Below are 24,473 nucleotides of genomic sequence, written 5' to 3' on the forward strand. Positions count from 1 at the left end.
CCTATAATGTGTGGGTGCGCAGGTGACACGATTCTTTCGTTTCCGCTGCGTGAGGATAAAATTTTTCGGTACGCGGATTCTTTGAGGTGAAACGATGAGTGGATATGAGAACTACTACTACCCTTCGGTCGTAAGGAACGTATCGGTCGCAGGCTATGTGTGGGGTCTTGATGAGGAGCGCAAACCTGCGGCCATTGTGCAAATTTCTCACGGGATGGCCGAGCACATGGCACGCTACGACGGGTTCGCCCGTTTTCTCAATCGTCATGGAATTCTCGTCGTCGGCAAAGATCACGTGGGGCACGGTTTGACCGCACCTGAACTCGCAGATTGCGGATATTTCGGGCCGATAAACTATCAAAATATTTTGATAGCCGACATGCATACTCAACAAAAAGAAATGCAGGCGCGTTACCCCGGCGTCCCCTATTTTTTGTTCGGACACTCGATGGGATCGTTTTTGGTGCGTGAATATATTACGATTTACGGAAAAGAGCTTTCGGGAGCTGTCATCTGCGGATCGGGAGATACGAGCAAAGTGGCGATCAGCGGTGCGCGCGCTCTCGTTGACATTCTCGCGCTCGTTCGTGGGCAACGATACCGTTCGTCGTTCATAAACAATCTCATGTTCGGCTCTTTCAACAAACGCATAGAAAATCCGCGCACGAAATTCGACTGGCTTTCTCGCGACGAGAAGATAGTCGATGCGTATATAGCAGATGAAAAATGCGGTTTCCTCTTTACGCTCAACGGCTTTGCGCACATGTTGCTCAATATAGCGCGGGTCTCGTTACCGCAGGCGTTTGACGAGACCCCGAAGAGTCTGCCCCTCCTCCTCATCTCCGGTGGACAGGACCCGACCGGTGATTACGGCCGGGCACTCGATTCTTTGATGAAGAAGTACAAACGAGCCGGCCTCGCCGATGTCGAGGGCAAGCTTTATCCCGAGGACCGACATGAGCTGCTCAACGAACTTAATGCCGAGGTCGTTATGTCAGACATCGTATCTTGGATTGAAAGGCATTGCGATGAGTAAGCGCTACGTCGCGGCGCTCGATCAGGGAACGGCTTCGTCTCGGTGCATCATTTTCAATGAGCTCGGGCACATTGTGAGCAGTGCTCAACAAGACATAGAATGCACATATCAAAAGCCGGGGTGGGTACAGCAGGATGCGACCGATATTTGGGCGAGTCAAGTGGGCGTCATGGCTCGTGCGCTCACGCAGGCAAAGCTCGATGTGGCAGATATTGCAGCGGTGGGTATCGCAAATCAGCGCGAGACGACGATTGTGTGGGACAAGAGCACCGGTATTCCCGTCTATGATGCGATTGTGTGGCAGTGCCGTAGGAGCGCGGACTTCATCGATTCGCTTAAGCGGGCCGGTCTGGAAGAAACCATTCGTGATAAGACAGGTCTTGTGCTCGATCCATACTTCAGCGCAAGCAAAATCGATTGGATTCTTTCCAATGTCGACGGCGCGCGCGAAAGAGCTGTGGCCGGCGAATTACTGTTCGGGACGGTGGACACGTGGCTGATTTGGAATCTCACCAACGGTAAGGTGCACGCCACCGATTATACGAATGCCTCTCGCACGATGCTGTTCAACATCCACTCCCTCCGGTGGGACGAAGAACTCCTCGCCATTTTCGATATTCCGCGCTCGATGCTGCCGGAGGTGCGCGTTTCAAGTGGCGATTTCGGGGTAATCGACAATCCGCATATCGGCCGGGGCATCCCCATCGCCGGTGTTGCGGGAGACCAGCAGGCGGCGCTTTTCGGTCAGTGCTGTTTCAATCCCGGAGAGGCGAAAAGCACCTACGGAACCGGGTGTTTCATGCTCATGAATACCGGTCGCGAGCCGGTTGCTTCAAAGCACGGTCTACTGACCACCATCGCATATTCGGATGAAACGGGTGTGACCTACGCGCTGGAAGGGTCGATATTCAACGCGGGGTCTGCCATCAATTGGCTGCGCGACGGTTTACGCCTCGTCCGCAGCGCCGAAGAGACTTCGGCAATCGCGAGTAGCGTGCCCGATACGCGCGGATGTTACGTCGTGACGGCGTTTAACGGGCTGGGCGCCCCCTACTGGAATAAGAATGCACGCGGTGCAATCGTGGGCCTTACGCAAAGCGTGACGAACAAACACGTGGTGCGCGCGACGCTGGAGTCGCTGTGCTATCAAGTCAACGATGTTCTTCGCGCCATGGAACAGGACTCCCGAGTGAGTTTGAAACTTCTCCGTGTCGACGGCGGGGTGAGCAGAAACGATTTCTGTATGCAGTTTCAGGCCGACATCCTCGGTCGTGAGGTCCACAGACCGGCAATAAGCGAGCTCACTGCGCTCGGGGCCGCTTTCATGGCGGGCCTGAAGGTGGGGATCTGGAACGATGTCACCGATCTTCCCGAATGTAGAGGGGACATCACGACGTATTCTTCGCATATGGCGGAGGAAACGCGCGCCGCGCTTGTTGCCGGTTGGGAAGATGCACTCGCGCGCGTACAGTAGCTTCCTTTGCGCACCGCACTCTGTTCGTGCGACGCAGTATCTTGCGTGTCAAATGATAAACGAGTAAACTGATTCTTCAATGCGATGACAGAGAAGATGCCGCGTTGCATACTTTCGTCTTCAGAGAAGAATCCACTTTACGGCTGCGATGGGTTCGGCGAAAAAAGACACGGCTGTTCACCTTTCGAGCGTTTAATCACATGCTTTAAGTGAGTCGGTGTGCACGATATCGGCTAACTGAGGTGGTACCGCGGGAATCTAAGATTTCTCGTCCTCAGATTTTTACGAACAGTAAATCTAAGGAACGATGGACTTGGGTTCCTTTTTTTGATGAAAGGGCTGACGGAATGAGTATTTTGGCACAGTTGGAAGAACTGCGGACAGAGGGCCTGGGCGCCATCGCCGGTGCGGCCGATACCTCAGAGCTCGACGGCGTTCGAGTCGCCTATCTCGGAAAAAAGGGTTCGTTGACTTCGATTTTGCGCGGACTCGGTGGGCTTTCGCCGCAAGATCGTCCTGCAGTCGGAAAAGTGTCCAATGAGGTGTGTACACAACTCGAAGATGCGCTCGATGCGCGTAAAGGGCAACTGAAAGCCGATGAGCTCGGAACGAAAATCTCTGCCGAGCGCCTCGACATCACCCTTCCGGGGCGGAATCATCCCATCGGAAGCCAACATTTGATCAATGCAATCGCCGGCGAAATCGTCGAGATTTTCACTGGCATCGGCTATCGCGTGGTCGAGGGGCCCGAAGTCGAGCTCGAATATTACAACTTCACCGCACTCAATCACGAGCCGCAACATCCGGCCCGTAGCGCCAGCGATACATTCTATGTTCGCGATCTCTCCGGAGACGAGTGCACGAGCCCCGAGCCGAGCGACGTGCTCATGCGTACGCAGACAAGCCCCGTTCAGGTGCGCTCGATGGAAAAGCAGGACCCTCCTCTGTATATATTGTCACCGGGGAAGGTATACCGCCGCGATGTCGCAGATCCCAGCCATTTGCCGCAGTTCACGCAAGTCGAGGGGTTGGTCGTCGATGAGGGGATCACCTTCGCCGACCTAAAAGGGACACTCGATCACTTCGTCCGTGAGATGTTCGGTCCCGACCGAAAGACTCGTTTTCGTCCGCACTTTTTCCCGTTCACCGAGCCGAGCGCCGAGGTGGATGTGTCGTGTGGAATCTGCGGTGGGAAAGGCTGCAGGTTTTGCAAAAACACCGGATGGCTCGAAATTCTGGGGTGCGGTATGGTCGATCCGAACGTCTACGGCTTCGTCGGAATCGATGTGGAGAAATATTCCGGCTTCGCATTCGGCATGGGCGTGGAGCGCATCGCGGCGCTCAAATACAACATCCCCGATTTGCGAATGCTGATCGAAGGGGATATGCGGTTCCTGCGTCAATTCTAGTGTGATCGATGGTGCCGTCGAATGTGTGCGACGGCTTTGAAAGGACAAGATTCATGCGCGTATCAATGAAATGGCTTAAAGAACTGTTGCCGACTCCTCTTCTCGATGAGATCCCGCTCGTCGACCTTTTGTCGCGTCTCGATATGAGTGGAACCGCCGTCGAAGGCTACGAGATCACTGGCACCGAGCTACCGGGCGTTGTCATCGGTTCGATTTTGACGAAGGTCGCGCACCCCGAGGCCGACAAGCTCTGGGTGTGCCAAGTCGATGTCGGCGATGCCGAGCCGGTGCAAATCGTGTGCGGCGCGCAGAATTTCGAGGCGGGCGACAAAGTTCCCGTGGCCACCGTCGGTGCGGTGCTTCCCGGTGATTTCATTATCAAGAAGGCGAAACTGCGCGGGGAAGTTTCGATGGGCATGAACTGTTCGGCCAAAGAGTTGGGCGTCGGTTCGGGGGCAGACGGCCTTATGATTTTGCCGGCGGATGCGCCGGTCGGTGTGTCGTTTGCTTCTTGGTACGGACAAAGCGATACCATCCTCGATCTCGAAATCACGCCGAACCGCCCCGACTGTCTTTCCATGGTCGGTGTGGCGCGCGAAATAGGCGCGGTACTCGATGTGGAGCCGGCACCTGTCCCACAAAGCCGTCCGAAAGAGGAAGAGTGCTCGATTCATGACCTCGTCTCGGTTCATGTCGAGGATGCGGATCTGTGTCCTCGCTATGCCGCACGTGTAATCCGCGGAGTGAAAATAGGCCCTTCTCCGGAGTGGTTGAGCGCTCGTGTCGAGGCGGCCGGGGCACGCTCTTTGAATAATGTCGTCGATGTGACGAACTATATTTTGTTCGAGCTCGGGCAGCCTTTGCATGCGTTCGATAGGGGGAAACTCGCCAAAGACGCCGAGGGCAATGTGCATGTTACGGTGCGTCGCGCAACCGAGGGCGAAAAGCTCACGACGCTTGATGGCATCGAACGTACGCTCACGATAGAAAACCTCGTTATCGCCGACACTGCAGGTGCTTCGTGCCTCGCCGGCGTCATGGGCGGAGAGCACAGCGAGGTCGAGGAGGATACGGTTGATATTTTCCTCGAATCCGCCGTATTCGATTCCGCGAATATCTCGCGTACGTCTCGCAAGCTCGCATTGATTTCGGAATCATCGCTGCGCTTCGAGCGCGGTGTGGACAAGACGAACTCGATTGCAGCGCTCGATCGCGCCGCAGCGCTTATCGTGCAAGTAGCCGGCGGCACGGTGGCGGCCGGCTACATCGATGAATACGGACGCGTTCACGAAGAAGTCGTTCTCACCCTTCACGCCGAGAAACTCGACGGACTGCTCGGCATCCATATCGAACTGAGCGAAGCGGCAGCCATTCTGTCGCGCCTCGGATTTGCGACCGAAAATCTCGGTTCAAAGTTGCGTGTCGTCGTGCCGCCCTATCGTCTCGACGTCACCCGCGAGGTCGATCTCGTCGAAGAAGTTTTACGCATGTGGGGCATGGAGCGCGTCGAAGCGACGCTTCCTGCGGGACGCGGCCGTATCGGCGGACTCACGCGAGAGCAGAAGTTGCACAATCGAATAGGACAGACACTTCGCGCGTGCGGTCTCAATGAGACGATGACGTATCCGTTCAGTGACCCGCTCGATCTTGAGAAAATCGAATACTCGTTCGAGGATGATGAACAGGTCGTCGAATTGCACAATCCGATGTCGAGTGAACAAGCCGTTTTGCGCCCGACGCTTATCGCCGGCCTTCTCGATGTCGTGTCCTCAAATCAACATCACGGCGTGAAAAATATCGCCCTTTATGAAATGGGGAAGCAGTTCAAAACAGCTTCCGGTCGTAAAACTCCCAAAGAGCGCGAAGTCGCTTTGGGGATATTATCGGGTTCTTGGAATGAGATCGAGTGGAATCAGCCGCAAAGTGCGCTTGATTTTTTCGATGCGAAGGGAATTCTTGAAAACGTCGCTCGCGAACTCTGCGTCGATCGCATGAGATTCTCGCAAGGGGCTCGGCCGTGGCTTCAGCCGGGAAGAAGCGCCGAGATTCTTCTCGGAAAAGACTCCATCGGTTGGATCGGAGAAATTCATCCGCTCGTCGCAGAAAAGTTCGAGATTGAAAATACCGTCATCGCTTTCGAGTTCGACGTGGCCAAGTTCATCAAAGCGTCGAAGTCTTCTCGTGATTTTGTGACGCCTCCGCGTTTTCCCGCTCTCGAACTCGACATCGCGCTCATCGTCGATGATGAAGTGAGCGCGCAATCCATCGAACACCGTATCGCCTCTTTGGGAAAGAAATCTTCTCTCGAGTTGGTGCGTCTGTTCGACGTATATCGCGGTAAAGGGATAGAGACCGGCAAGAAGTCTCTCGCTTACAAGTTGGCATATCGCGCCGATGACAGGACTCTGACTGCGGAAGAGGTCGAAAAAGTGCACGGGAAAATACTGGAACGCCTTGAGAAGGAAACCGGTGCGACGCTTCGCGCTTAATAGCGATATATGAATATCTAGATAAAAATTACTAGTTCTAGTGAATATATATTGTATTTTATGCTAAACAGTGTATATTATGGATGATATCACTGGAGGCGTAATGAAAAACATGACGAGCAGTACATCAAGCATTCGAGTCGGTGTGGTGGGCGCGACAGGGTATGCGGGTGTCGAACTCGTGTCTCTCGTGTGCTCCCATCCCGATATGGAACTCGTGTGCGCCGCATCATCTTCGCAGGCGGGCAGCCTGCTGTCCTCGATATATCCGCGCCTCACCGCGCTCGGTCGCGATATCACCCTCTGCGGTGTCGAGGAACTTCTTTCCTTCGATCTCGACCTTGTATTCCTTGCAGTTCCCCATACGACTTCGATGGAACTCGTGCCGCAGGTGCTCGCGCGGGGTGCGCGCGTCGTCGATCTTTCTGCCGATTACCGCATAAAAGATGCCGCTCTCTATGAGGCATATTATCACGTACCCCACACACATAAGGCGCTTCTCGCCTCGGCGGTTTACGGTCTGCCGGAACTGAATAAGGAAAAGATAGTCACAGCGAAACTCGTCGCCAACCCGGGATGCTATCCCACTGCGACGGCGCTCGGCGCCATTCCGCTTCTCGAAAAAGGAATCGGGAGTAAGACTCCGCTCATCGTAGATGCGAAGTCGGGGGTGACAGGAGCCGGGAGAACGCCCAACGAAACCACGCATTTTTGTAATGCGGATGAGTCGCTCAAGGCGTATAAGCCCTGCGTACACCCGCATATTCCGGAGATCGAGCAAACGCTTTCTCTGGTTGCCGGCTCACCGGTACAGGTTACGTTCGTTCCGCATCTCGCGCCGTATAAACGTGGTCTTCTCTCGAGCATATATCTCTTTTCCGATGTAGACAGCCCGTCGATCGAAGAACTTTTCGACCTGTTTGTCCGACGATATGAAGATGAGCCCTTCGTCTACGTGTGCCCGCCGCCGTCGATGCCCGATGTTGCCACGGTCGCTTGTACCAATCAAGCGCATATCGGCATAGCAAAAGACGAGCGTACCGGTGTCATCACCGTTTCGACGGCAATCGACAATCTCGGTAAAGGCGCGGCATCGCAAGCCGTCCAATGTGCAAACCTCATGTTCGGATTCGACGAGACCGCAGGTTTGGTCTCGATTCAAGGAGTGGTTTAGGTGGATGTTCTGCCTGTAAAAGGATTTAAGGCGGGGGCTCTGGCTTCCGGACTCAGGAAGCACGGGAGACTCGACCTCGCATTGATATATGCGGATGAACCCGTCGCGTGCGCAGGTATTTTTACGCAGAGCCGTGTCGTGGCTGCGCCGGTCACCCTTTCGCGCGAGCATGTCTCCCATCACAAAACACGCGGTTTCATCGTCAACTCCGGTAACGCAAATGCATGCACGGGCGCAGTCGGTATGAAAACGGCGCACGAGATTTGCCGTGCGTATGCCCGGGTGCTTTCCGCCGATGAATCCGATATCTTATGTGCATCGACCGGCGTCATAGGCGTCGCCCTCGATGGTGACAAGGTTACTTCTCGAGCCGTTGAGCTCGTGGAAATCGGGACCGCCGACTCCTGCGGACTCGAGAATTTCGCGCAGGCGATCATGACCACCGATACTTCATCGAAGATATGTTCGAAAACGTTTTCTTATGCGGGGCATACGTGTACCGTCACAGGAATCGCCAAGGGAAGCGGTATGATCAAGCCGAATATGGCCACGATGATCGGCGTTTTGCTGACCGATGCGCCGCTTTCCGGAGCGATGTGCGAAAAGATACTGTACACGGTATCGCAGCCGACGTTTAATTCGGTGACAGTCGACGGTGACACGTCCACCAATGACACACTTATTTGCATGGCGAGCGCCGCTGTGGCCGCGCCTTGCATCGGCGCTGAAGACGATGACGGGTACGAACAAGCGGTGCAGGCTTTTTTCGAAGTGTCCGATAAACTCGCGAAGAAGATCGCGTCCGATGGCGAGGGCGCGACGAAAGAAATCGAAATCATCGTGACGGGTGCTCGTACGAGTGAGGATGCGCGTCAAGTCGCTTTCACCATCGCGGAGTCTCCTCTCGTTAAAACCGCCGTGTTTGGCAGCGACGCGAACTGGGGCCGTGTCGCGATGGCCGCAGGCAGAGCCGGCGTCGTCTTCGATCAAAACGACATGCGTATCGAATTCGCCGGAATTCCCGTATGTGAGAGAGGAACGGCGCTTCCCTTCGACGAAGAAGCGGCACTTGCGGCACTTAACAAGAGTGAAGTACAGATTCATATCGATCTCGGGGAGCGCGCCACGAGCGCATCCGACATCGAAAGTGCTCAGACTTGTTTCCCTCACCCGGGTGTCGCGCGCGTTTTGACGTGCGACTTAACGTATGACTATGTTCGCATCAACGGCGAGTACAGGAGCTGAGTCATGATTTCGAAACAACGCATCCAAGACTTCCATGAAAAGGCGGCTACGCTCACCGAGGCGCTTCCTTGGATCAAGTCCGCTTGGGGAAAAGTGATAGTCATCAAATACGGTGGCGCGGCGATGTCTGATCCCGTTTTGCGTCAACAGGTCGCCGATGACATCGTTCTCATGAAATTCGTCGGCGTCCACCCGGTCGTCGTCCATGGGGGCGGTTCGGAGGTGACCCGGTACCAAGAGGCACTCGGACACGAGGTCGTTTTCAAAGACGGTATGCGCGTGACTCCTCCCGAGGTGCTCGACATCGTGAAGATGGTGTTGGTGGGCAAGGTGAATAAGGAAATCGTCAATTCGATAAACGTCCACGGCGCCTATGCCGTCGGTATTTCGGGCGAAGACGGCGGCTTGGTTACCGGTATACCCATTTCCGCAGAATTCGGACGCACCGGTATCGTCACGAAAATCAACACATCGGTCGTCGAGCATATGATTGCCGACGATTTCATCCCCGTCATAGCCACCATCGGAATCGGCGAGGACGGTGAATCCATCAACGTCAACGCCGATCTCGTTGCGGGAAAACTCGCCGAGGCGCTCGGTGCCGACAAATGTATCTATCTCACGGATGTCAACGGTATCTATCGAGACTTCGACGACAAAGAATCGCTTATAAGCGTTTTGACCCCCGATGAGGCGAAAGCGTTTATGGACAGTGACGACGCTGCCGACGGGGGAATGATTCCCAAAATCAAAGCGTGTGCCGATGCGGTTCGCGGTGGGGTGCGTCGTGCCCACATTCTCAACGGAACGGTCGCCCACTCGGTGATCCTCGAGGTATATACCGATGTCGGCGTCGGCACCATGATAACGGAAGAAGTGAATCCTTTATGATCGATGAAAAACGCCCTGTCGATTCGTTCGCACAGTCCGCTCCGATTCATACGGCCGCGGCAACGGATTTCCCCACTATAGAAAAGCTCGACTCGGAAAAGCTCATGCCTACCTATAAGCGTAAACCCGTCGCCTTCGAGCGCGGAGAGGGAATGTATCTTTACGACACCGACGGGAAAAAGTATCTCGATCTTTTGTCGGGTCTCGGCACGATGGGACTGGGACACAGCAACGCGGCGGTTTCAGAGACGCTGTGCACTCAATCCAAAAAACTCATGCATGTTTCGAATCTTTATCACGTCGAAGGAAGAGGTGAACTCGCCGCGGCACTGATCGCCCTTTACGGACAACCCGGGAAGGTATTCTTCAGCAACTCGGGCGCCGAGGCCAACGAGTGCGCAATCAAACTGGCGAGAAAGTGGGGGCATGCCCGCAAGCCGGCAGCTGATACGATTGTCACTGCAACGGGATCGTTTCACGGTCGTACGCTCGCCACAATAGCCGCTACGGGACAACCGGGATTTGCGCGTCCGTTCGCACCCATCACGCCCGGATTTGCCTATACGCCGTTTAATGACGTCGAGGCGCTCGATGAGATGCTGGGCGAGGGCACAATCGCTTTCATGATCGAAGTCGTGCAAGGAGAAAGCGGTGTGTGGCCCGCGACGAAGGAGTACGTGCAAACTGCCGTCCGACTTTGTGGGGAGCGCGATATTTTATTCATCGTCGATGAAGTTCAAAGCGGAATATATCGCAGCGGTAAGCCGTTTGCGTTCCAGCACTTCGGCATTATTCCCGATATCATCACCAGCGCAAAGGCCCTGGGCAACGGCTTTCCCGTGGGCGCGACGATCGCCCGCACTTCGGTGTCCGATATTTTTTCTCCCGGAGACCATGGAACGACGTTCGGAGGTAACGTGTTGGCCTGCTCCGTTTGTCTCACCGTCCTCGACTGTTACAAGTCGATGGATATCGAGGAGCACGTGACAAAAGTCGGAGAATACGCTCGGATAAAACTCGCCGGGATTCCCGGGGTGAGTGATGTTCGCGGAATCGGGCTCATGATAGGATGTACTCTTTCGGGCTTTTCGGCGCAAGAGTGTGCGACGAAACTTTTGGAAAACGGTATTGTCGTAAATGCAATCGGCGAGAGCTACATTCGTATATTGCCACCGCTTATATGCGAATATGCGCATATCGACACCCTTGTAGCGGCAATCAATGCCATAATTGAAGAAAAAAAGTGAGGAGTCGAGGCATGCGTTCATCATTGTACGGTAAGGATCTTTTATCACTCGCCGATCTTTCTTCGGAGCAGTTGACGGAGCTGCTGGACACCGCCTTACGGATCAAACGTGATACGAAGGCCGGTCGCGTAAGCGCTCCTTTATCGGGGAAGTCCGTCGCAATCATCATGCAAAAGGCCTCCATTCGTACGCGAGTCAGTTTTGAAGTCGCCACGGCCCGTTTGGGCGCCCATCCGGTGGTCATGACGGGGCAAAACGGTGCGTTTTCTCGCGGAGAGCCGGTCAACGACACCGCGCGAGTGCTCGATGGATATGTCGACTGCATCGTGCTTCGCACGTATGCGGATTCTCTCATCGAAGAATTGGCGCACCATGCGCGCGTACCTGTCGTAAATGCACTGACGGATAAGTTCCATCCCTGTCAGGGGTTGGCCGACCTGTTGACCGTACGGGAACGTTTCGGCTCGTTTGCCGGATTGAAACTCGTCTATATCGGCGACGGTTCCAATAACATGGCACACACCTACTTACAGGCGGGCGCGCTCGTCGGCATGGATGTCGCAATCGCCACGCCGGATGATTATCGCCCCGATGCCGACATTTTGGCTGCCGCGCACGTGATTGCGAGCGGTACCGGTGCGCATCTCACCGTCACCTCCGATGTTTACGAGGCGGCCGAGGCGGCCGACGTCATTGTGACCGATACGTTCACCTCCATGGGACAAGAGGATGAACACGACCTGCGTCTCAACATATTCAAGGCCTACAGAGTCGACGATTCGCTGATGGAAAGAGCATCCGCGCGCGCGATTTTCATGCATTGCTTGCCCGCCCATCGCGGCGAAGAAGTGACATCGGAAGTAATCGACGGGCCGCAATCGGTTATTTACGCTCAGGCCGAAAATCGAGTGCATGCCCAGCAAGCCCTGTTGTCTCTGTTGCTGAATGAGAGGAATGAATGAAACAACGTAATGTGCGCCAAGAATTGATTCGCGCAATTATTCGAAGCCAGCGTATCAAAACGCAAAAAGAACTGGTCGATGCGCTCAACGCCAAGGATCACCGATGCACGCAGGCCACCGTGTCTCGTGAAATTTCAGAGCTTGGCTTACGCAAGCTTCCGGAGGGGGTGTATGTTCTTTCCGAGGACTTGCATTTGCAACGCATGGTTCACGACCTGGTAATCGAGCTCAATTTCGTGAATAACATGGTGATTATCAAAGCACAGACCGGAACGGCTCCCGGAGTCGCAGCGGCACTCGACGGTGCCGGTCTGACAGGTATTTTGGGAAGCGTGTCGGGAGACGATACCATTCTCGTAATCACACAAAGCGATTCGGTCGCAAGCGCGCTTCATTATAAGCTTGAAACATTTCGTGGTAATTTCGATTAAAAATATTTGAAGAGAGAGAAGGAAACGACATGGCCCGGGAAAAGTGTATTCTTGCGTACTCAGGGGGGCTCGACACCTCCGTTGCAATTCGATGGATTCAGGAGAACCACAACCTCGATGTGATTGCGGTTGTGGCAGATGTCGGACAAGAGCGCCAAGATCTCGAGTTCGTTCGCGATAAGGCTTTGACCATCGGAGCGCTGGACTCGATTGTCCTCGACGTCGTCGATGAGTACGTTCGAGACTATATTTCAAAAGCTTTGAAAGCGAACTCGATGTATGAAAACAAATATCCGCTTCTCTCCGCTCTTTCGCGTCCGCTTATCGTAAAGCATCTCGTCGAAATCGCTCATAAATTCGATGCGAAGTACATCGCGCACGGTTGCACGGGGAAGGGAAACGATCAGGTTCGTTTCGAGATCGGTATCACCTCTTTGGATCCCGATATCAAAATCGTCGCTCCCGTTCGTGAGTGGGATTTGCACACGCGTGACCAGGAAATGGAATGGGCGATTGAGCGCGACATCCCTGTTCCCACCACGAAGGCCAGCCCTTATTCCATCGACGACAACATTTGGGGTCGAGCCATCGAGTGCGGAGTTTTGGAGGACCCGTGGGAGGAGCCTCCCGCGGACATCTACACGCTGACCAACGATGCGCGCACCGATGCGGCGACCGAGGCCGAATACATCATCCTGTCCTTTGAAGAGGGACTGCCGACCGCGCTGGACGGCAAGACCATGAACTTCACCGACATTATCAAAACAATGAACACCATCGCCGGTCGTCACGGGTACGGACGAATCGATATGATAGAGAATCGCCTCATCGGTGTGAAATCCCGTGAGATTTATGAGGTGCCGGGAGCGCTTGCCCTCATCACGGCGCACAAAGCTCTCGAAGATTTATGCCTCGAGAGGGAAGTGCTCCACTATAAACTCGGTGTCGAGCAAAAATGGGCCGAGCTCGTGTATAACGGCATGTGGTTCAGTCCGCTGAAGGAAGCACTCGACGGCTTTATCGATACCACGCAAAAACTCGTGACCGGAGATGTGCGCCTTCGTTTCTTCAAGGGTTCTTGCGTTCCCGTCGGACGCAGGAGCGAGTATTCGCTTTACGATTACGGCTTGGCCACCTATGACGAGGACGACTCGTTTGACAGGGATGCGGCCAAAGGCTTTATCGACCTGCATGGTCTGCCGATCAAAGTTTGGGCTGGTCAGCGTCGTAAGGTCGGCAAAGAGGGCGAGGTTTAGCATATGGCGGACGGTCGCAAAACGCCTTGGGGCGGAAGATTTGAAAAGGCTCCATCTGCGCTCATCCAAGAATTCGGCGCATCATTGCCGGTCGATAGGCGTATGTGGCGCGAGGACATCGATGGATCACGTGCGCACGCGAAAATGCTGGGGAAAATCGGCGTTTTGAGCTCCGCGGACGTCGAGGCGATTGAAAAGGGGCTCGGAGAGATTGTATCTCTCATCGAATCCGGAGAGTTCGTATGGGACATCGAAGACGAAGATGTCCATATGGCTATCGAAAAGAAGTTGACAGAACTCATCGGCACCGCCGGGGCGCGCCTGCATACGGGGCGGTCGCGAAACGATCAAGTTGCGACGGATACGCGTCTCTATTGTAAAAAACGTGAAATCGGTCTCATGCACGAGATGAATGCCGCCCGCTCGACTCTCATCGATCTTGCGAAGAAGAACATGTCGGTTTATATGCCCGGCTATACCCATTTGCAGAAGGCCCAACCGATTCTTTTTTCGCACCATATGCTTGCCTACGCGCACATGTTTTCACGTGACTTCAAGCGTGTCATGTATGCCTATGAAGCAAGTGACGTGTCTCCGTTGGGCAGCGCGGCATTGGCCGGAACGACTTTCCCGCTCGATAGACGGTACAGTGCCGATCTGCTCGGCTTCGACGCGATTTCGCAAAACTCGCTCGACGCCGTTTCCGACCGAGACTTTTTACTCGATTTGGCGTATGCCTGCTCAACTGCGCAAATGCACCTGTCTCGGCTGAGCGAGGAGATCGTTTTATGGTCCTCGGACGAGTTCGGGTTCATCACTCTCGACGACGGCTATTCGACGGGTTCCTCGATCATGCCGCAAAAGAAAAACCCGGATTTCGCAGAACTCGTGCGAGGTAAAACGGGTCGTGTGTATGGAGACTTGCTGCAACTGCTCGTTATGTTGAAGGGACTTCCTCTCGCCTATAACAAGGACATGCAAGAGGACAAAGAGGGCGTGTTCGATGCTATCGATACGGTCGAAAATTGTCTGATAGCCATGCGAGGCATGTTGTCGACCTTAACGGTCAATGAGGATGTCATGAAAGTCGCCGCACACGGCGGATTCATGGCGGCCACCGATTTGGCCGACTATCTGGTGGGAACGGGAATGCCGTTTCGACAGGCGCACGAGGTCGTGGGAGAGATTGTGCTTCAATGCGAGAAAGAAGGTAAAAGCCTTCAAGAACTCACGGCAGAGGAATATTTCGCTTCGAACCATGCTTTCAAAGAAGATGTACTCGAAGCGGTTTCCATTGAAAACGCGGTCGGGAGGCGTACCTCTTTCGGGGGCACCGCTCCCGATTCGGTGCGCACGCAGCTCGAAACGGCTGAGAGAATGCTTGATTCCGATATGTCGCTCGTGGATGCTTTTTCGCACTGAGGAATATCTTCGGGAATGGGCTCCACGGTAATTGTAATAAAGTTAGAATAGTTGAACTAATTCGCAGTAATGATGTATATTCGATGGCATGATAATTTTTTCTCGGAACAATAGATAAGAAAGAGTGCGGCAGATGTCTGAAGCAAAACGTGATGCAGTGGATGCATTATTTGAAATCGCTCCGAGAGTTGTGCGGTGCGTGGGGTGCGGCGTGGCCAAAAAAGAGACCGGATTGACCTTCAACCAGATTCGGTGCGTCAATTTTTTGGCGAATAAGAAACACTATCTCGGCGATATCGCACGTGACAGGTCTGTGAGTCCCGCTTCGGCGTCCTCACTGATCGACGCGCTTGAAGGCGAGGGATATGTAAAGCGAGAAATCGATTCGTTCGATCATCGAAAGATTCTCGTCGGTTTGACGAAAAAAGGGCATGACTGCTATGAGCGCATGCGCTCCATGAGCAACGAAATTTTGGGTGAGATGGTTGAAAAACTCAGCGATGAAGAAGCTCTACAGCTCGCGAGTTTGCTGAATAAGATGCAATAACAATTCCTTGCTTTCTTGTAAGTGACAGATGAAAAATCAGGTGCATTGATATCATCGGTGCACCTGATTTTTGCATAAAATCGTCGGAGGCTACGGTTGGTTTGCGGTGCTGGTGGTTTCATTACTGTTGCCGGGTGGCGGTTTTATGTCGGGTGACGGTTTTATGTCGGGTGGCGGTTTTATACCTTTCGATACGGTTAAGGTCACGGTGTTCCCACTTACTTTTTGGGAAAGAACGGTTCCTGCAGTCTTGTCGGACCACACTTTGACGATATCGATGGTGTAGCCTTTGAGTTTTTTGATTGCCACATCGAGTGTATTTCCGGACACGTTTTCTACTTTGGGCTTGGGGAGGTTATATTTGCTGTTGTCATAGCTGGGTTGGTCGGCTGTCTTGAACGCCACGGCAGGCATTCCTTCGAGGGCCACTGTCATGAAATCGTGAAAGATCGGGCCGCAAACAGATCCTCCGAATGCAAGAGAGCCGTTCATGATGATTGTTTTTTCCTGTGGATACCCGACCCAAATTGCCGTTGCGAGTTGGGGTGTATATCCACAGAACCACACATCTCGGTTCTTTTGAGAAGTACCGGTTTTACCGGCGACTTGACGTCCGCTGAGTCGTGCTTGTGTTCCCGTACCACCCGTCACCACGCCCCTAAGCACTTTTGTTGTGGTCGCTGCCACGGAAGCCGAGATGACGCGCTTATTTTCCGGCGTATATCGATAGATGTTCTTGCCCTCGCGGTCGGTAACCGTTTTTATGAAGGTCGGAGTATTGTAAACGCCGTTGTCAGCAAGTGTCGCGTAGCCGGATGCCATCTCGAGGGGCGTGACGTTTTGTGCGCCCAGTGTAATCGAAGGATATGCTTTCAGCTTCGTTGTGATGCCGAGCTTATGAGCCATTTTGACGACTTTTTCCGCGCCGAGTGCATAGCACACGCGTGCGTACACGGCGTTGACGGAGGAATAGGTTGCGCTTGCCAATGAAATCATACCGTGTCCTTGGCCTTCGCTGTTGTGGACAATCCAAGGAGGCGTTGTGGGAATCGTTGCCGGAGAACTCGAGTCGACCATAATCGACGGTGACATGCCGTCATCGATGGCGGCGGCCAAGGTGAATGTCTTAAATGAAGAGCCTGCTTGACGATGAGCTTGTGTCGCCATGTTGAATTGGTTCTTCGTGTAGCTTCGACCTCCGACGAGCGCTTTGACTTCGCCTGTCGAGGGCTCTATGGCGACAAGCGCTCCCTCGGGCCCCTTTTTGCCGATTTCTTTCTTTACGGCTTTTTCCGCGCTCTTTTGCATCTTCGTATCGAGCGTGGTGACAACCTTCAGACCACCTTCGAATACCGTCCCTTTGGAGAATTTCTTTTGGAGGTCCTTTTTTACCTGTGCCACGAAATAGGGATAGGCGTAAATGCCGTTGGTCGGCTCTTTGCTGCGTTTCGGTGAGATTTTTTCAGCAAGCGCCTTATCATACTCGGCTTTGGTTAGGTAGTTATTCGAAAGCATACGTCGCAGTACTTGGTTTCGCCTGGAAAGAGCGCCGTCGGGATTGTCGAACGGGCTGGTTCCACTCGGTCTTTGTGGAAGACCGGCGAGCATCGCGGCTTGTGCGATGGTGAGCTTATTTGCGTTTTTTGAAAAATAAGTCTGTGCGGCTGCTTGTATGCCGTATGCGCCCTCGCCGAAGTAGACGGTATTGAGATACATGCTCAGTATTTCTTTTTTCGTATACACTTTCTCAATTTGCAGTGCGAGATAGGCTTCACGGACTTTCCTGCGAAGTGACATGTCCGTTGCTTCATCGCGTAGTATTGTGTTTCGGATATATTGCTGTGTAATGGTGGACCCTCCTTGGCGCGTTCCCCCCATTATCGAGAACACCGAGCGCATGATGCCGACGAAGTCGACCCCGTGATGCTTGTAAAAGCGCTCATCTTCGACGGCGACGGTTGCGTTTAAAACATACGGTGACATCTTGTCGATGGAGATGACCTCACGGTTTTCCAGGTAAAGTCTCGCAAGGAGTTTTCCGTCGGAAGAATAAATGGTCGTCGGTCGGGCGACTTGGAAGGCGTTTTTCGCTTTATAGTCGGGAAGATTTTCGAGCCATTTCGAAATGGCGACGGAGCCGATGACTCCGCCGGCAATGAGCAAAAGGAGAAAAATGCCGAGAATGGTAAGCGCTATGATTTTCCCGTTACCCTTGCTTTTCGCAGGAGTTGTAGGGCGTATCTTTCGATTATGAACAGACATTCGGCGTCCTATCGTATGTTATTGCAAAGATATTACGAAGATAAAGTTCTATCACTACTCTATAATAGGTATCTCCGTTGTACAAACATTGTCACCAGTTTGATATTGTTTACACTCATATTCTCTACAAAGGAAGTCAATTAATGAATATAACCGCAGGTAATCCGCGAGAAAATGCTCGCCCTGAGCTCTTGGCGCCCGCCGGAAACATGGATTCGCTCTTGGCAGCGCTCGGTTCCGGCGCCGATGCCGTCTATTTGGGTCTCGATGCGTTCAACGCGCGTAGCAACGCCGACAACTTCACTCTTGAAACGCTTCCGGGTGCGTGCGCCCATGCTCATGCGTGCGGAGCGAAGATTTATCTCACTGTCAACGTCATCATCTTGCCTCACGAAATGCAAGACGTCGTCGAGATGGTCGAACAGGCCTGGGATTGCGGAGTCGATGCAATCATCGTGCAAGATCTCGGGTTGGTCAAGGTTCTTTCCGAAGTGCTACCGCATATACGCCTTCATATGTCGACACAGATGAACATTCATTCTTCGGAGTCCGTTCGAGCGCTTGCGCGGTATGGAATCAAGAGGGTGACACTTGCGCGCGAGACAACGCTTGCAGAGATTGCAACTCTTGCCGCGGTTGCCGCCGAGCTCGGGATTGAAGTCGAATCGTTCGTGCATGGGGCCCTCTGCGTATGTTCTTCCGGACAGTGTCTGCTTTCTTCGCTCATCGGGCGCAGAAGTGCGAACAGAGGGCAATGTGCCCAGTCGTGCCGTCTGCCCTACGAGCTCGTCGATACGCAAGATGAGGAACTTCCTTCAGTCGGCCACCACATCCTCTCCCCGAAAGATTTGGCTGGGCTCGAGGTGCTCGACGAACTTGTCGCAACCGGTGTGTCTTCGCTTAAAATCGAAGGTCGAATGAAATCTCCGAGTTATGTGGCCGCCGTCGTGTCGGTGTACCGAGACGCTTTAGATAACGGCGTGCTCGCGGATACCGAAAAAGCATACTCGAATCTCGCAGAGGCGTTTTCGCGTGGATTCACGACGGCCTACCTTTCGGGGACACGCGGCAATGAGATGATGAGCTATTCCCGTCCGAACAATCGCGGAACTGCGGTCGGAAGAATCACCGAACTCGACGGCGCGAATACCGTGATTAATTTCGACACCGAAGTAAGCAGCGAAGACATCATCGAGATTTGGACGAATAAAGGGCGTTTCGCTCAGGCGGTAGGCCCCCTATACGTCGAGGGCCGGCCCCTCAAAGCCGTGGAGGCCAAGACACGCGCCACCGTTGCGCTTAAAGAATACGCGCAGGTCGGCGATCGTGTTTTCCGTGTTCGCTCGACTACGCTCAACACTTTTGCCCAATCCGCTCAAGAAAAGGCGCGTGCAGTCACCGTCCCTGTTGACTTCGCAGTTACGGTTAAGGTCGGAGTTCCTCTCACGATTACGGTGACCGATGAGGCGGGCGTGACCGGTATCGCGCAGGGGAGCGCGGTCGAAGCTGCTCGCACCAAGCCGATTTCCGTACAAGACATCGAGTCGCATGTGAATCGACTCGGGGGCACGCTCTACGAAAGCAAGGGGATGGATATCGAACTCGACGAATCCGCCGGACTCGGTTTCTCCGCATTGCACAATGTACGACGCGCCGCGTTGCAAGATTATGAAACTAAAAAATATTTCGGTGGAGTGTCGCGCGCCGTCGGTAATCCTTATCTGCCGCCGCTTCCTTCGAGAAAGAAAGGCAAGAAAGGGGAAGGCCTCGGTGGGAAGCATGTTGATATCATCGCCGTGACTCAATCGATCGGCGGGGCCAAAGCAGCGCTGAACGCAGGAGCTTCGCAGGCCCATGTCGCTGCCTACAATCTGCTCGATGTCGCCGCAATCAAGGGTGTCGTGCCCGTTTTGCCCCGTATTTCGCATGACAACGAAGTCGATGAGTATTTGGGGGTTGCGGAACGTTTCGGGGAGGCGGTCTGCTCGACGCTCGGACAACTCAAGGCATGCGTGTATAGAGGTATTCCCGCGCAGGCCCACTGGTCGTTCAATGTTACCAACGCTTATGCGGCGAATGCGCTTGCGGAAATGGGTGCCACCCGTGTTTGGCTTTCGCCCGAACTCTCCGGGAATCAAATCGCCGGAATTTCACGTCAATCGATTGCCGGAACCGGAATCGCAGTTGCCGGTCTGAGCGAAGTCATGGTTACGGAGCATTGTATACTCATGGCGCAAGGTCCCTGCAATCAAAAATGCGCAGAATGTAAGCGCCGAGAAGAGCCGACGGCGCTCAAGGATCGCAAGGGATACCATTTTCGCGTCATAACCGACGTAACCGGACGTTCGCACATTTACAATTCGATTCCACTGGATTTGACGGATGCCTTCGTAGAAATCGTAGAAGGTGGTGTGTCCGCTGTTCGAATCGATCTCGAGACCGCGCTGACCTCTTCGGTCTCCCATGAAGTGGCTCGCGTGCGTGCGGCTCTGATGGATACGTTTGCCGGGCGTGAAGCCCCTCAAGTCGATGAGGACTTGACGCGTGGGCACTTCTTCAGAGGAGTTCTCTAAGGAGTCGAGGTCGTCTCACTGCTCGTGGTGGCCGAGGCGGGCTTTTTGTGCTTCGTGCAGACATCGAGGTTTTCTTTGCTGACCGAGTAGGCGTACTTCGTCGAAGGACAGTAGGGGTTCGCACGCAATCCGGTTTCGGTGCATATTTTGATTTTCGTCAATCCGGCGGGTCGAGAGAACTTGCTCTTGGGCGTGCCTACAAGCGCCGCTTTCATATAAGAAGCCCAAATTTGCGCAGGAAACGAACCTCCCGTGACAGCGATTCCGTGGACATCGAGCATCGCTTTTTGCGATGCCGGATCGCCAACCCAGACACTTGTGGAGACGTCGGGAGTGTAACCGACGAACCATGCATCGCGATACTCTTGTGTGGTACCTGTTTTACCGGCGGCTTCGCGCCCGATGTTTGCGACGGTGCCCGTACCGGTTTTCAGCACTCCTTTGAGAATGTCCGTCGTCAAATAGGCGACTTCGGGAGAAACGACGTCTTTTTTCAGCAGCGGTTCATTGGAGTCGACGACTTTTCCGGTGCTGTCAGTCACCGATAGAATGCCGAACGGTGTCGCATACGTTCCACCGTTTGCCAAAGTGCCATAGGCCGATGCCATTTCAAGAGGAGAGACGCCGGTGGTGAGTCCGCCGAGGGCGATTGCCGGCACGGGGTTGATGTGCTCTTTTATTCCGAGACGGTTCGCCATGTTGACCACCTTATCGACCCCGATGTCGAGTATGACTTGCGCGAATACGGCGTTGATGGACTCCACCGTCGATGTTCTCAATGTTTGGGGACCGGATGAAGAACCGGTCACTTTCCACACTCCGTTCCCGACTTTAAACGAACGTGCTTTGGTTTCATACACGGCTTCGGGGGATATCCCCTGTTCGAGCGCTGCGGCGAGTACGAATGTTTTGAAAGCCGAGCCCGGCTGTCGCTTTCCTTGAGTTGCGACATCGAATTGTTGCGTATTGAAATCCTTTCCACCGACGAGGGCGAGTATTTCGCCTGTTTTCGGGTCGATCGACACGAGGGATGCCGATGGATCGTTCTTTTTGTTCAGAGTGGTCTTTATGGTATCTTCCGCCTCTTTTTGCTTTGTACAATCGAGGGTCGTTTTTATCGTCAATCCTCCGCGATAGACGGCATTTTCTCCGTATTGCTTAATCGCCTGCTTTTTAATCCATTCGACGAAATAGGGAGCTTTTGTTTGAGCCGTCTTGAGACCGACGGTTTTTAGCGGCGAGGTACTTGCCGTCGCGTATTCCGGTTGAGTGATGAGATTTTGGTCCAGCATGAGCTTGAGCACGGTATTTCTGCGTTGTAGCGCCGCTTTGGGTTCGAGGTAGGGCGAATACAGACCCGGTGATTTTATCACCGCGGCTATGGTGGCGCATTCTTGCAAATCGAGGTCTGTTGCATTTTTGCCGAAATATACTTCGGCAGCCGACTGGACCCCGTAGGCACCGTGTCCGAAATAAATGGTATTGAGATAGAGCGCGAGTATTTTATCCTTGCTGTGTTTTTTGTCTAACTCGATTGCCATCATGGCTTCTTGCAGTTTTCTCTTCGCCGTTTTTTGTGAGCCGACGAAAGCCTGTTTTATATATTGCTGAGTGATGGTGGACCCACCTTGGACATTCGCACCTTTGGCGATGTCGATGATAAGCGCTCGCATAATACCCACGGGGTCGACGCCGGCGTGTTCGTAAAAGCGTTTGTCCTCGGTTGCGACCACGGCCTGACGCAATTGTTGCGGCATGGCATTAAACGATATGTCCTTACGGTTCTGATCGGCGTACAAGGTTGTCAATATTTTACCGTTTCGATCGGTGATGGTACTTGACTGATCGCGTCCGAGAGCATTGCTTATGCTCGGGTCGGGGAGTGTTTTTTTCAGGTTGTTGTATACAAGAGCACCCACCACGCCGACGGCTAAGATGTCGATGAGAAATACAATCCCGACGATTTTCATGAACCGCCCGAATCGACCGGGTCGAGTTTGTTGTGATGTTCTCCGTACCGGCGTCGATCCCGAACTGCGCATGGCGACGCGCGTCGTGCTTCGTGTACGTGTCGAGGAATGCGAGGTTGAACCGGACGCAGATCTTCTGCGTGGTTGTGGACTGCGGGAATCGGTGGAAGACATTGTTCTCCTGTAAGCCTGTTTTGTTTTTGTTACTATTGCATATTAGTATTGCTATTGTAATATACAGTGAAAATAAAACAGTTCGTTACTCATAAAACACAAAAAGGAGCATACCAGTGCTGTCATCGCAAGAGCAATTCAAAATAATCAAAAGTGGCACTTCGGCCATCGTCCCAGAGGCGGAGCTGATGAAAAAGCTGCAGGAGAACCGCCCTTTGCGGATAAAGCTCGGTGTCGACCCCACCGCTCCCGACCTCCATCTCGGACACGCGGTGCCGTTGCGCAAATTGCGCCAGTTCCAAGACTTGGGACATACGGTCGTCTTAATCATCGGTGACTTCACCGCTCAAATCGGCGACCCTTCCGGGCGCAATACCACCCGTCCCGCTTTGACGTGCGAACAAGTCGAGGAACACGCACAGACCTATATCGACCAGGCATATCGGATTCTCGACCCCGCAAAAACCGAGCTTCGCCATAACTCCGAGTGGCTCGCTCCCGTCGGGTTTGCCGATCTCCTCAAGCTGGCAAGCCAATTCACGGTCGCCCGCATTCTCGAGCGCGATGACTTCTCGCAGCGTTACAGCGACCAGAAACCGATTTCTTTGCACGAATTTCTTTATCCCGTTGCGCAAGCCTATGACTCGGTGGTCATCGAGTCCGACGTCGAACTCGGCGGCACCGACCAGCTCTTCAATTTGCTTGCAGGGCGCGAACTGATGGAAAAATCCGGGATGAAACCTCAGGTGTGCCTGACGATGCCTCTTCTCGAAGGTACCGACGGCGTCCAAAAGATGAGCAAAAGCTATGGCAACTATATCGGTTTGACCGATGAACCTTCCGAGATGTTCGGGAAAGTCATGTCGATTCCCGATGCGCTTATGCTGAAATATTATCGCTTGGCGACCGCGCTCAGCGTCGAGCAGGTCGATGCGGTGGAAGCCGATATTGCCGCTGGGATCACACATCCCAACCAACTCAAGCGTCGTCTCGGACGAGAGATTGTCAAGTTATACTACGACGAGGAACAATCCCTTGCGGCCGAGCGTGCGTTCGATCAGGTCTTCAAAGAGCACAAGGTTCCCGATGATATCGCGGAGTTCATCGTCGTCTTGGAAGGGGATGTGTATCTTCCCAAGGTGATGGTCGATGCCGGGTTGGCTTCGTCTGCGGGAGAAGGCAGGCGCCTTATAGACGGCGGGGGCGTGAAAGTCGACGGCGAGACGCTTGTGCCGAGGTCGTATAACGTCGATGCCTCCGTTCTTGAAGGAGCCGTCGTTCAAGTCGGTAAGCGAAAGTTTGCAAAGCTTCTCAAGAAATAGTCGATTTTTTCAGCGCATTCGTCCCTCTTTATGGAGTGGATGTGCTTATCGAACAGAGGTGTCTCGATAGGCGTCGTATTTTTTCGAAAAACTTCGCAAAAAGTATTGCAATACCGAGGGTAGATGCGTATAGTACTGTACCCGCTCCTGAATTTGCGAAAGCAGTCAGGCGCGACCTTGAAAGCCTGATTTTCAGGCGTGAACTGTTCGAAGAACTCGACTTTTTCAAGATCGTCGCTTTCGGGGGTTAACCTCGAAAAAGAATTTGAAAAAAGTTTGAAAAAGTTCTTGACTCGATATTGAGAATCACGTAATATATTCTCTTGTCGCCGAAACGAGCAACGCGCTTGAAAAACGGTGGTCAGAAGCGAGGATCTACTCCTTCTTTGAACCTTGAAAACTGGATACTGTGATAGAAATTAAGCCAGAAATGAAACCCGTCAATCGAGAGGGACAGTCAAAAGTCCAAACCGATGACGAAACAAAACACGTTATTCGCCACCAATTACGGTGGAGGGAATAACAACCGGATATATTAAAGTTCGGATCATACTTCGTAAACCACTAGCTTTCAGCTAGTGAAATTTTA

At 53.5% G+C, this 24,473-nt stretch carries 18 protein-coding genes and 1 rRNA gene (1 of these 19 only partly in view); 17 read left to right on the top strand and 2 right to left on the bottom strand.

The features are described from left to right. Positions 1-94 precede the first annotated feature (94 nt). The 13 genes from JJE36_03310 (at position 95) to JJE36_03370 (ending at position 15,583) form a co-directional block, all read left to right on the top strand. Positions 95-1,036 carry an alpha/beta hydrolase gene (locus JJE36_03310; GenBank protein MBK5211328.1) on the top strand — a complete coding sequence of 314 codons (942 nt, stop codon included), beginning with the start codon at positions 95-97 and terminating at the stop codon, positions 1,034-1,036. Then, positions 1,029-2,510 (top strand): glycerol kinase GlpK, encoded by a 1,482-nt coding sequence (gene glpK, locus JJE36_03315; GenBank protein MBK5211329.1) that lies wholly within the window; start codon positions 1,029-1,031, stop codon positions 2,508-2,510. Before JJE36_03310 ends, glpK begins: the two co-directional genes overlap by 8 nt. A gap of 353 nt (positions 2,511-2,863) precedes the next feature. Next, a complete protein-coding gene (gene pheS, locus JJE36_03320) occupies positions 2,864-3,919 on the top strand; it encodes a phenylalanine--tRNA ligase subunit alpha (GenBank protein MBK5211330.1) in 1,056 nt (351 codons plus the stop codon). A 53-nt stretch (positions 3,920-3,972) separates the two neighbouring features. Further along, positions 3,973-6,408, top strand: coding sequence for a phenylalanine--tRNA ligase subunit beta (locus tag JJE36_03325; protein MBK5211331.1), 2,436 nt, complete (start codon positions 3,973-3,975; stop codon positions 6,406-6,408). A gap of 79 nt (positions 6,409-6,487) precedes the next feature. Next, positions 6,488-7,582 carry an N-acetyl-gamma-glutamyl-phosphate reductase gene (locus JJE36_03330; GenBank protein ID MBK5211332.1) on the top strand — a complete coding sequence of 365 codons (1,095 nt, stop codon included), beginning with the start codon at positions 6,488-6,490 and terminating at the stop codon, positions 7,580-7,582. After that, positions 7,583-8,827 carry a bifunctional glutamate N-acetyltransferase/amino-acid acetyltransferase ArgJ gene (gene argJ / locus JJE36_03335; protein ID MBK5211333.1) on the top strand — a complete coding sequence of 415 codons (1,245 nt, stop codon included), beginning with the start codon at positions 7,583-7,585 and terminating at the stop codon, positions 8,825-8,827. It abuts the gene before it with no gap. Between the two features lie 3 nt (positions 8,828-8,830). Then, the gene (gene argB / locus JJE36_03340; GenBank protein MBK5211334.1) at positions 8,831-9,718 is read left to right on the top strand and encodes an acetylglutamate kinase; all 888 of its coding nucleotides are present in this window, start codon (positions 8,831-8,833) and stop codon (positions 9,716-9,718) included. Continuing rightward, complete coding sequence (locus JJE36_03345) at positions 9,715-10,965, top strand: aspartate aminotransferase family protein (GenBank protein ID MBK5211335.1); 1,251 nt, start codon at positions 9,715-9,717, stop codon at positions 10,963-10,965. Before argB ends, JJE36_03345 begins: the two co-directional genes overlap by 4 nt. Before the next feature lie 11 nt (positions 10,966-10,976). Continuing rightward, complete coding sequence (gene argF, locus JJE36_03350) at positions 10,977-11,927, top strand: ornithine carbamoyltransferase (protein MBK5211336.1); 951 nt, start codon at positions 10,977-10,979, stop codon at positions 11,925-11,927. Continuing rightward, complete coding sequence (locus JJE36_03355; GenBank protein MBK5211337.1) at positions 11,924-12,358, top strand: ArgR family transcriptional regulator; 435 nt, start codon at positions 11,924-11,926, stop codon at positions 12,356-12,358. Before argF ends, JJE36_03355 begins: the two co-directional genes overlap by 4 nt. A 29-nt stretch (positions 12,359-12,387) precedes the next feature. Further along, the gene (locus JJE36_03360; GenBank protein ID MBK5211338.1) at positions 12,388-13,614 is read left to right on the top strand and encodes an argininosuccinate synthase; all 1,227 of its coding nucleotides are present in this window, start codon (positions 12,388-12,390) and stop codon (positions 13,612-13,614) included. A gap of 3 nt (positions 13,615-13,617) precedes the next feature. Continuing rightward, a complete protein-coding gene (gene argH, locus JJE36_03365; protein MBK5211339.1) occupies positions 13,618-15,036 on the top strand; it encodes an argininosuccinate lyase in 1,419 nt (472 codons plus the stop codon). Between the two features lie 133 nt (positions 15,037-15,169). Continuing rightward, positions 15,170-15,583, top strand: coding sequence for a winged helix-turn-helix transcriptional regulator (locus tag JJE36_03370; protein MBK5211340.1), 414 nt, complete (start codon positions 15,170-15,172; stop codon positions 15,581-15,583). Positions 15,584-15,673: 90 nt separating this feature from the next. Here JJE36_03370 and JJE36_03375 read toward each other — a convergent pair whose 3' ends face one another. Next, on the bottom strand, positions 15,674-17,845 hold the full coding sequence (locus JJE36_03375) for a PBP1A family penicillin-binding protein (GenBank protein ID MBK5211341.1): 2,172 nt from the start codon (positions 17,843-17,845) through the stop codon (positions 15,674-15,676). A 143-nt stretch (positions 17,846-17,988) separates the two neighbouring features. On the opposite strand from JJE36_03375, the gene JJE36_03380 reads away from it, so the two are divergent. Continuing rightward, positions 17,989-20,418 (top strand): U32 family peptidase, encoded by a 2,430-nt coding sequence (locus JJE36_03380; protein MBK5211342.1) that lies wholly within the window; start codon positions 17,989-17,991, stop codon positions 20,416-20,418. Here the strand turns inward: JJE36_03380 and JJE36_03385 are convergent. Next, on the bottom strand, positions 20,415-22,388 hold the full coding sequence (locus tag JJE36_03385; protein ID MBK5211343.1) for a PBP1A family penicillin-binding protein: 1,974 nt from the start codon (positions 22,386-22,388) through the stop codon (positions 20,415-20,417). The genes JJE36_03380 and JJE36_03385 overlap by 4 nt on opposite strands. Between JJE36_03385 and JJE36_03390 the strand changes: the two genes are divergently transcribed. The 3 genes from JJE36_03390 to JJE36_03400 form a co-directional block, all read left to right on the top strand. After that, on the top strand, positions 22,387-22,575 hold the full coding sequence (locus JJE36_03390) for a hypothetical protein (protein ID MBK5211344.1): 189 nt from the start codon (positions 22,387-22,389) through the stop codon (positions 22,573-22,575). The two genes, JJE36_03385 and JJE36_03390, sit on opposite strands and share 2 nt — an antisense overlap. A 103-nt stretch (positions 22,576-22,678) precedes the next feature. Beyond that, positions 22,679-23,884, top strand: coding sequence for a tyrosine--tRNA ligase (locus JJE36_03395; protein MBK5211345.1), 1,206 nt, complete (start codon positions 22,679-22,681; stop codon positions 23,882-23,884). Positions 23,885-24,471: 587 nt separating this feature from the next. After that, positions 24,472-24,473, top strand: a 16S ribosomal RNA gene (locus JJE36_03400) (it continues 1,507 nt past the right edge of the window).

This window comes from Coriobacteriia bacterium (assembly GCA_016649875.1).
GTDB lineage: Bacteria > Actinomycetota > Coriobacteriia > WRKU01 > JAENWW01 > JAENWW01.

Coding starts and splice junctions, on each gene's coding strand:
- JJE36_03345 (MBK5211335.1), top strand. CDS start 9,715: ATGATCGATGAAAAACGCCCTGTCGATTCGTTCGCACAGTCCGCTCCG.
- argF (MBK5211336.1), top strand. CDS start 10,977: ATGCGTTCATCATTGTACGGTAAGGATCTTTTATCACTCGCCGATCTT.
- JJE36_03325 (MBK5211331.1), top strand. CDS start 3,973: ATGCGCGTATCAATGAAATGGCTTAAAGAACTGTTGCCGACTCCTCTT.
- JJE36_03380 (MBK5211342.1), top strand. CDS start 17,989: ATGAATATAACCGCAGGTAATCCGCGAGAAAATGCTCGCCCTGAGCTC.
- JJE36_03385 (MBK5211343.1), bottom strand. CDS start 22,388: ATGAAAATCGTCGGGATTGTATTTCTCATCGACATCTTAGCCGTCGGC.
- JJE36_03390 (MBK5211344.1), top strand. CDS start 22,387: ATGAACCGCCCGAATCGACCGGGTCGAGTTTGTTGTGATGTTCTCCGT.
- JJE36_03330 (MBK5211332.1), top strand. CDS start 6,488: ATGGATGATATCACTGGAGGCGTAATGAAAAACATGACGAGCAGTACA.
- JJE36_03355 (MBK5211337.1), top strand. CDS start 11,924: ATGAAACAACGTAATGTGCGCCAAGAATTGATTCGCGCAATTATTCGA.
- argH (MBK5211339.1), top strand. CDS start 13,618: ATGGCGGACGGTCGCAAAACGCCTTGGGGCGGAAGATTTGAAAAGGCT.
- JJE36_03370 (MBK5211340.1), top strand. CDS start 15,170: ATGTCTGAAGCAAAACGTGATGCAGTGGATGCATTATTTGAAATCGCT.
- JJE36_03375 (MBK5211341.1), bottom strand. CDS start 17,845: ATGTCTGTTCATAATCGAAAGATACGCCCTACAACTCCTGCGAAAAGC.
- argB (MBK5211334.1), top strand. CDS start 8,831: ATGATTTCGAAACAACGCATCCAAGACTTCCATGAAAAGGCGGCTACG.
- glpK (MBK5211329.1), top strand. CDS start 1,029: ATGAGTAAGCGCTACGTCGCGGCGCTCGATCAGGGAACGGCTTCGTCT.
- JJE36_03360 (MBK5211338.1), top strand. CDS start 12,388: ATGGCCCGGGAAAAGTGTATTCTTGCGTACTCAGGGGGGCTCGACACC.
- JJE36_03310 (MBK5211328.1), top strand. CDS start 95: ATGAGTGGATATGAGAACTACTACTACCCTTCGGTCGTAAGGAACGTA.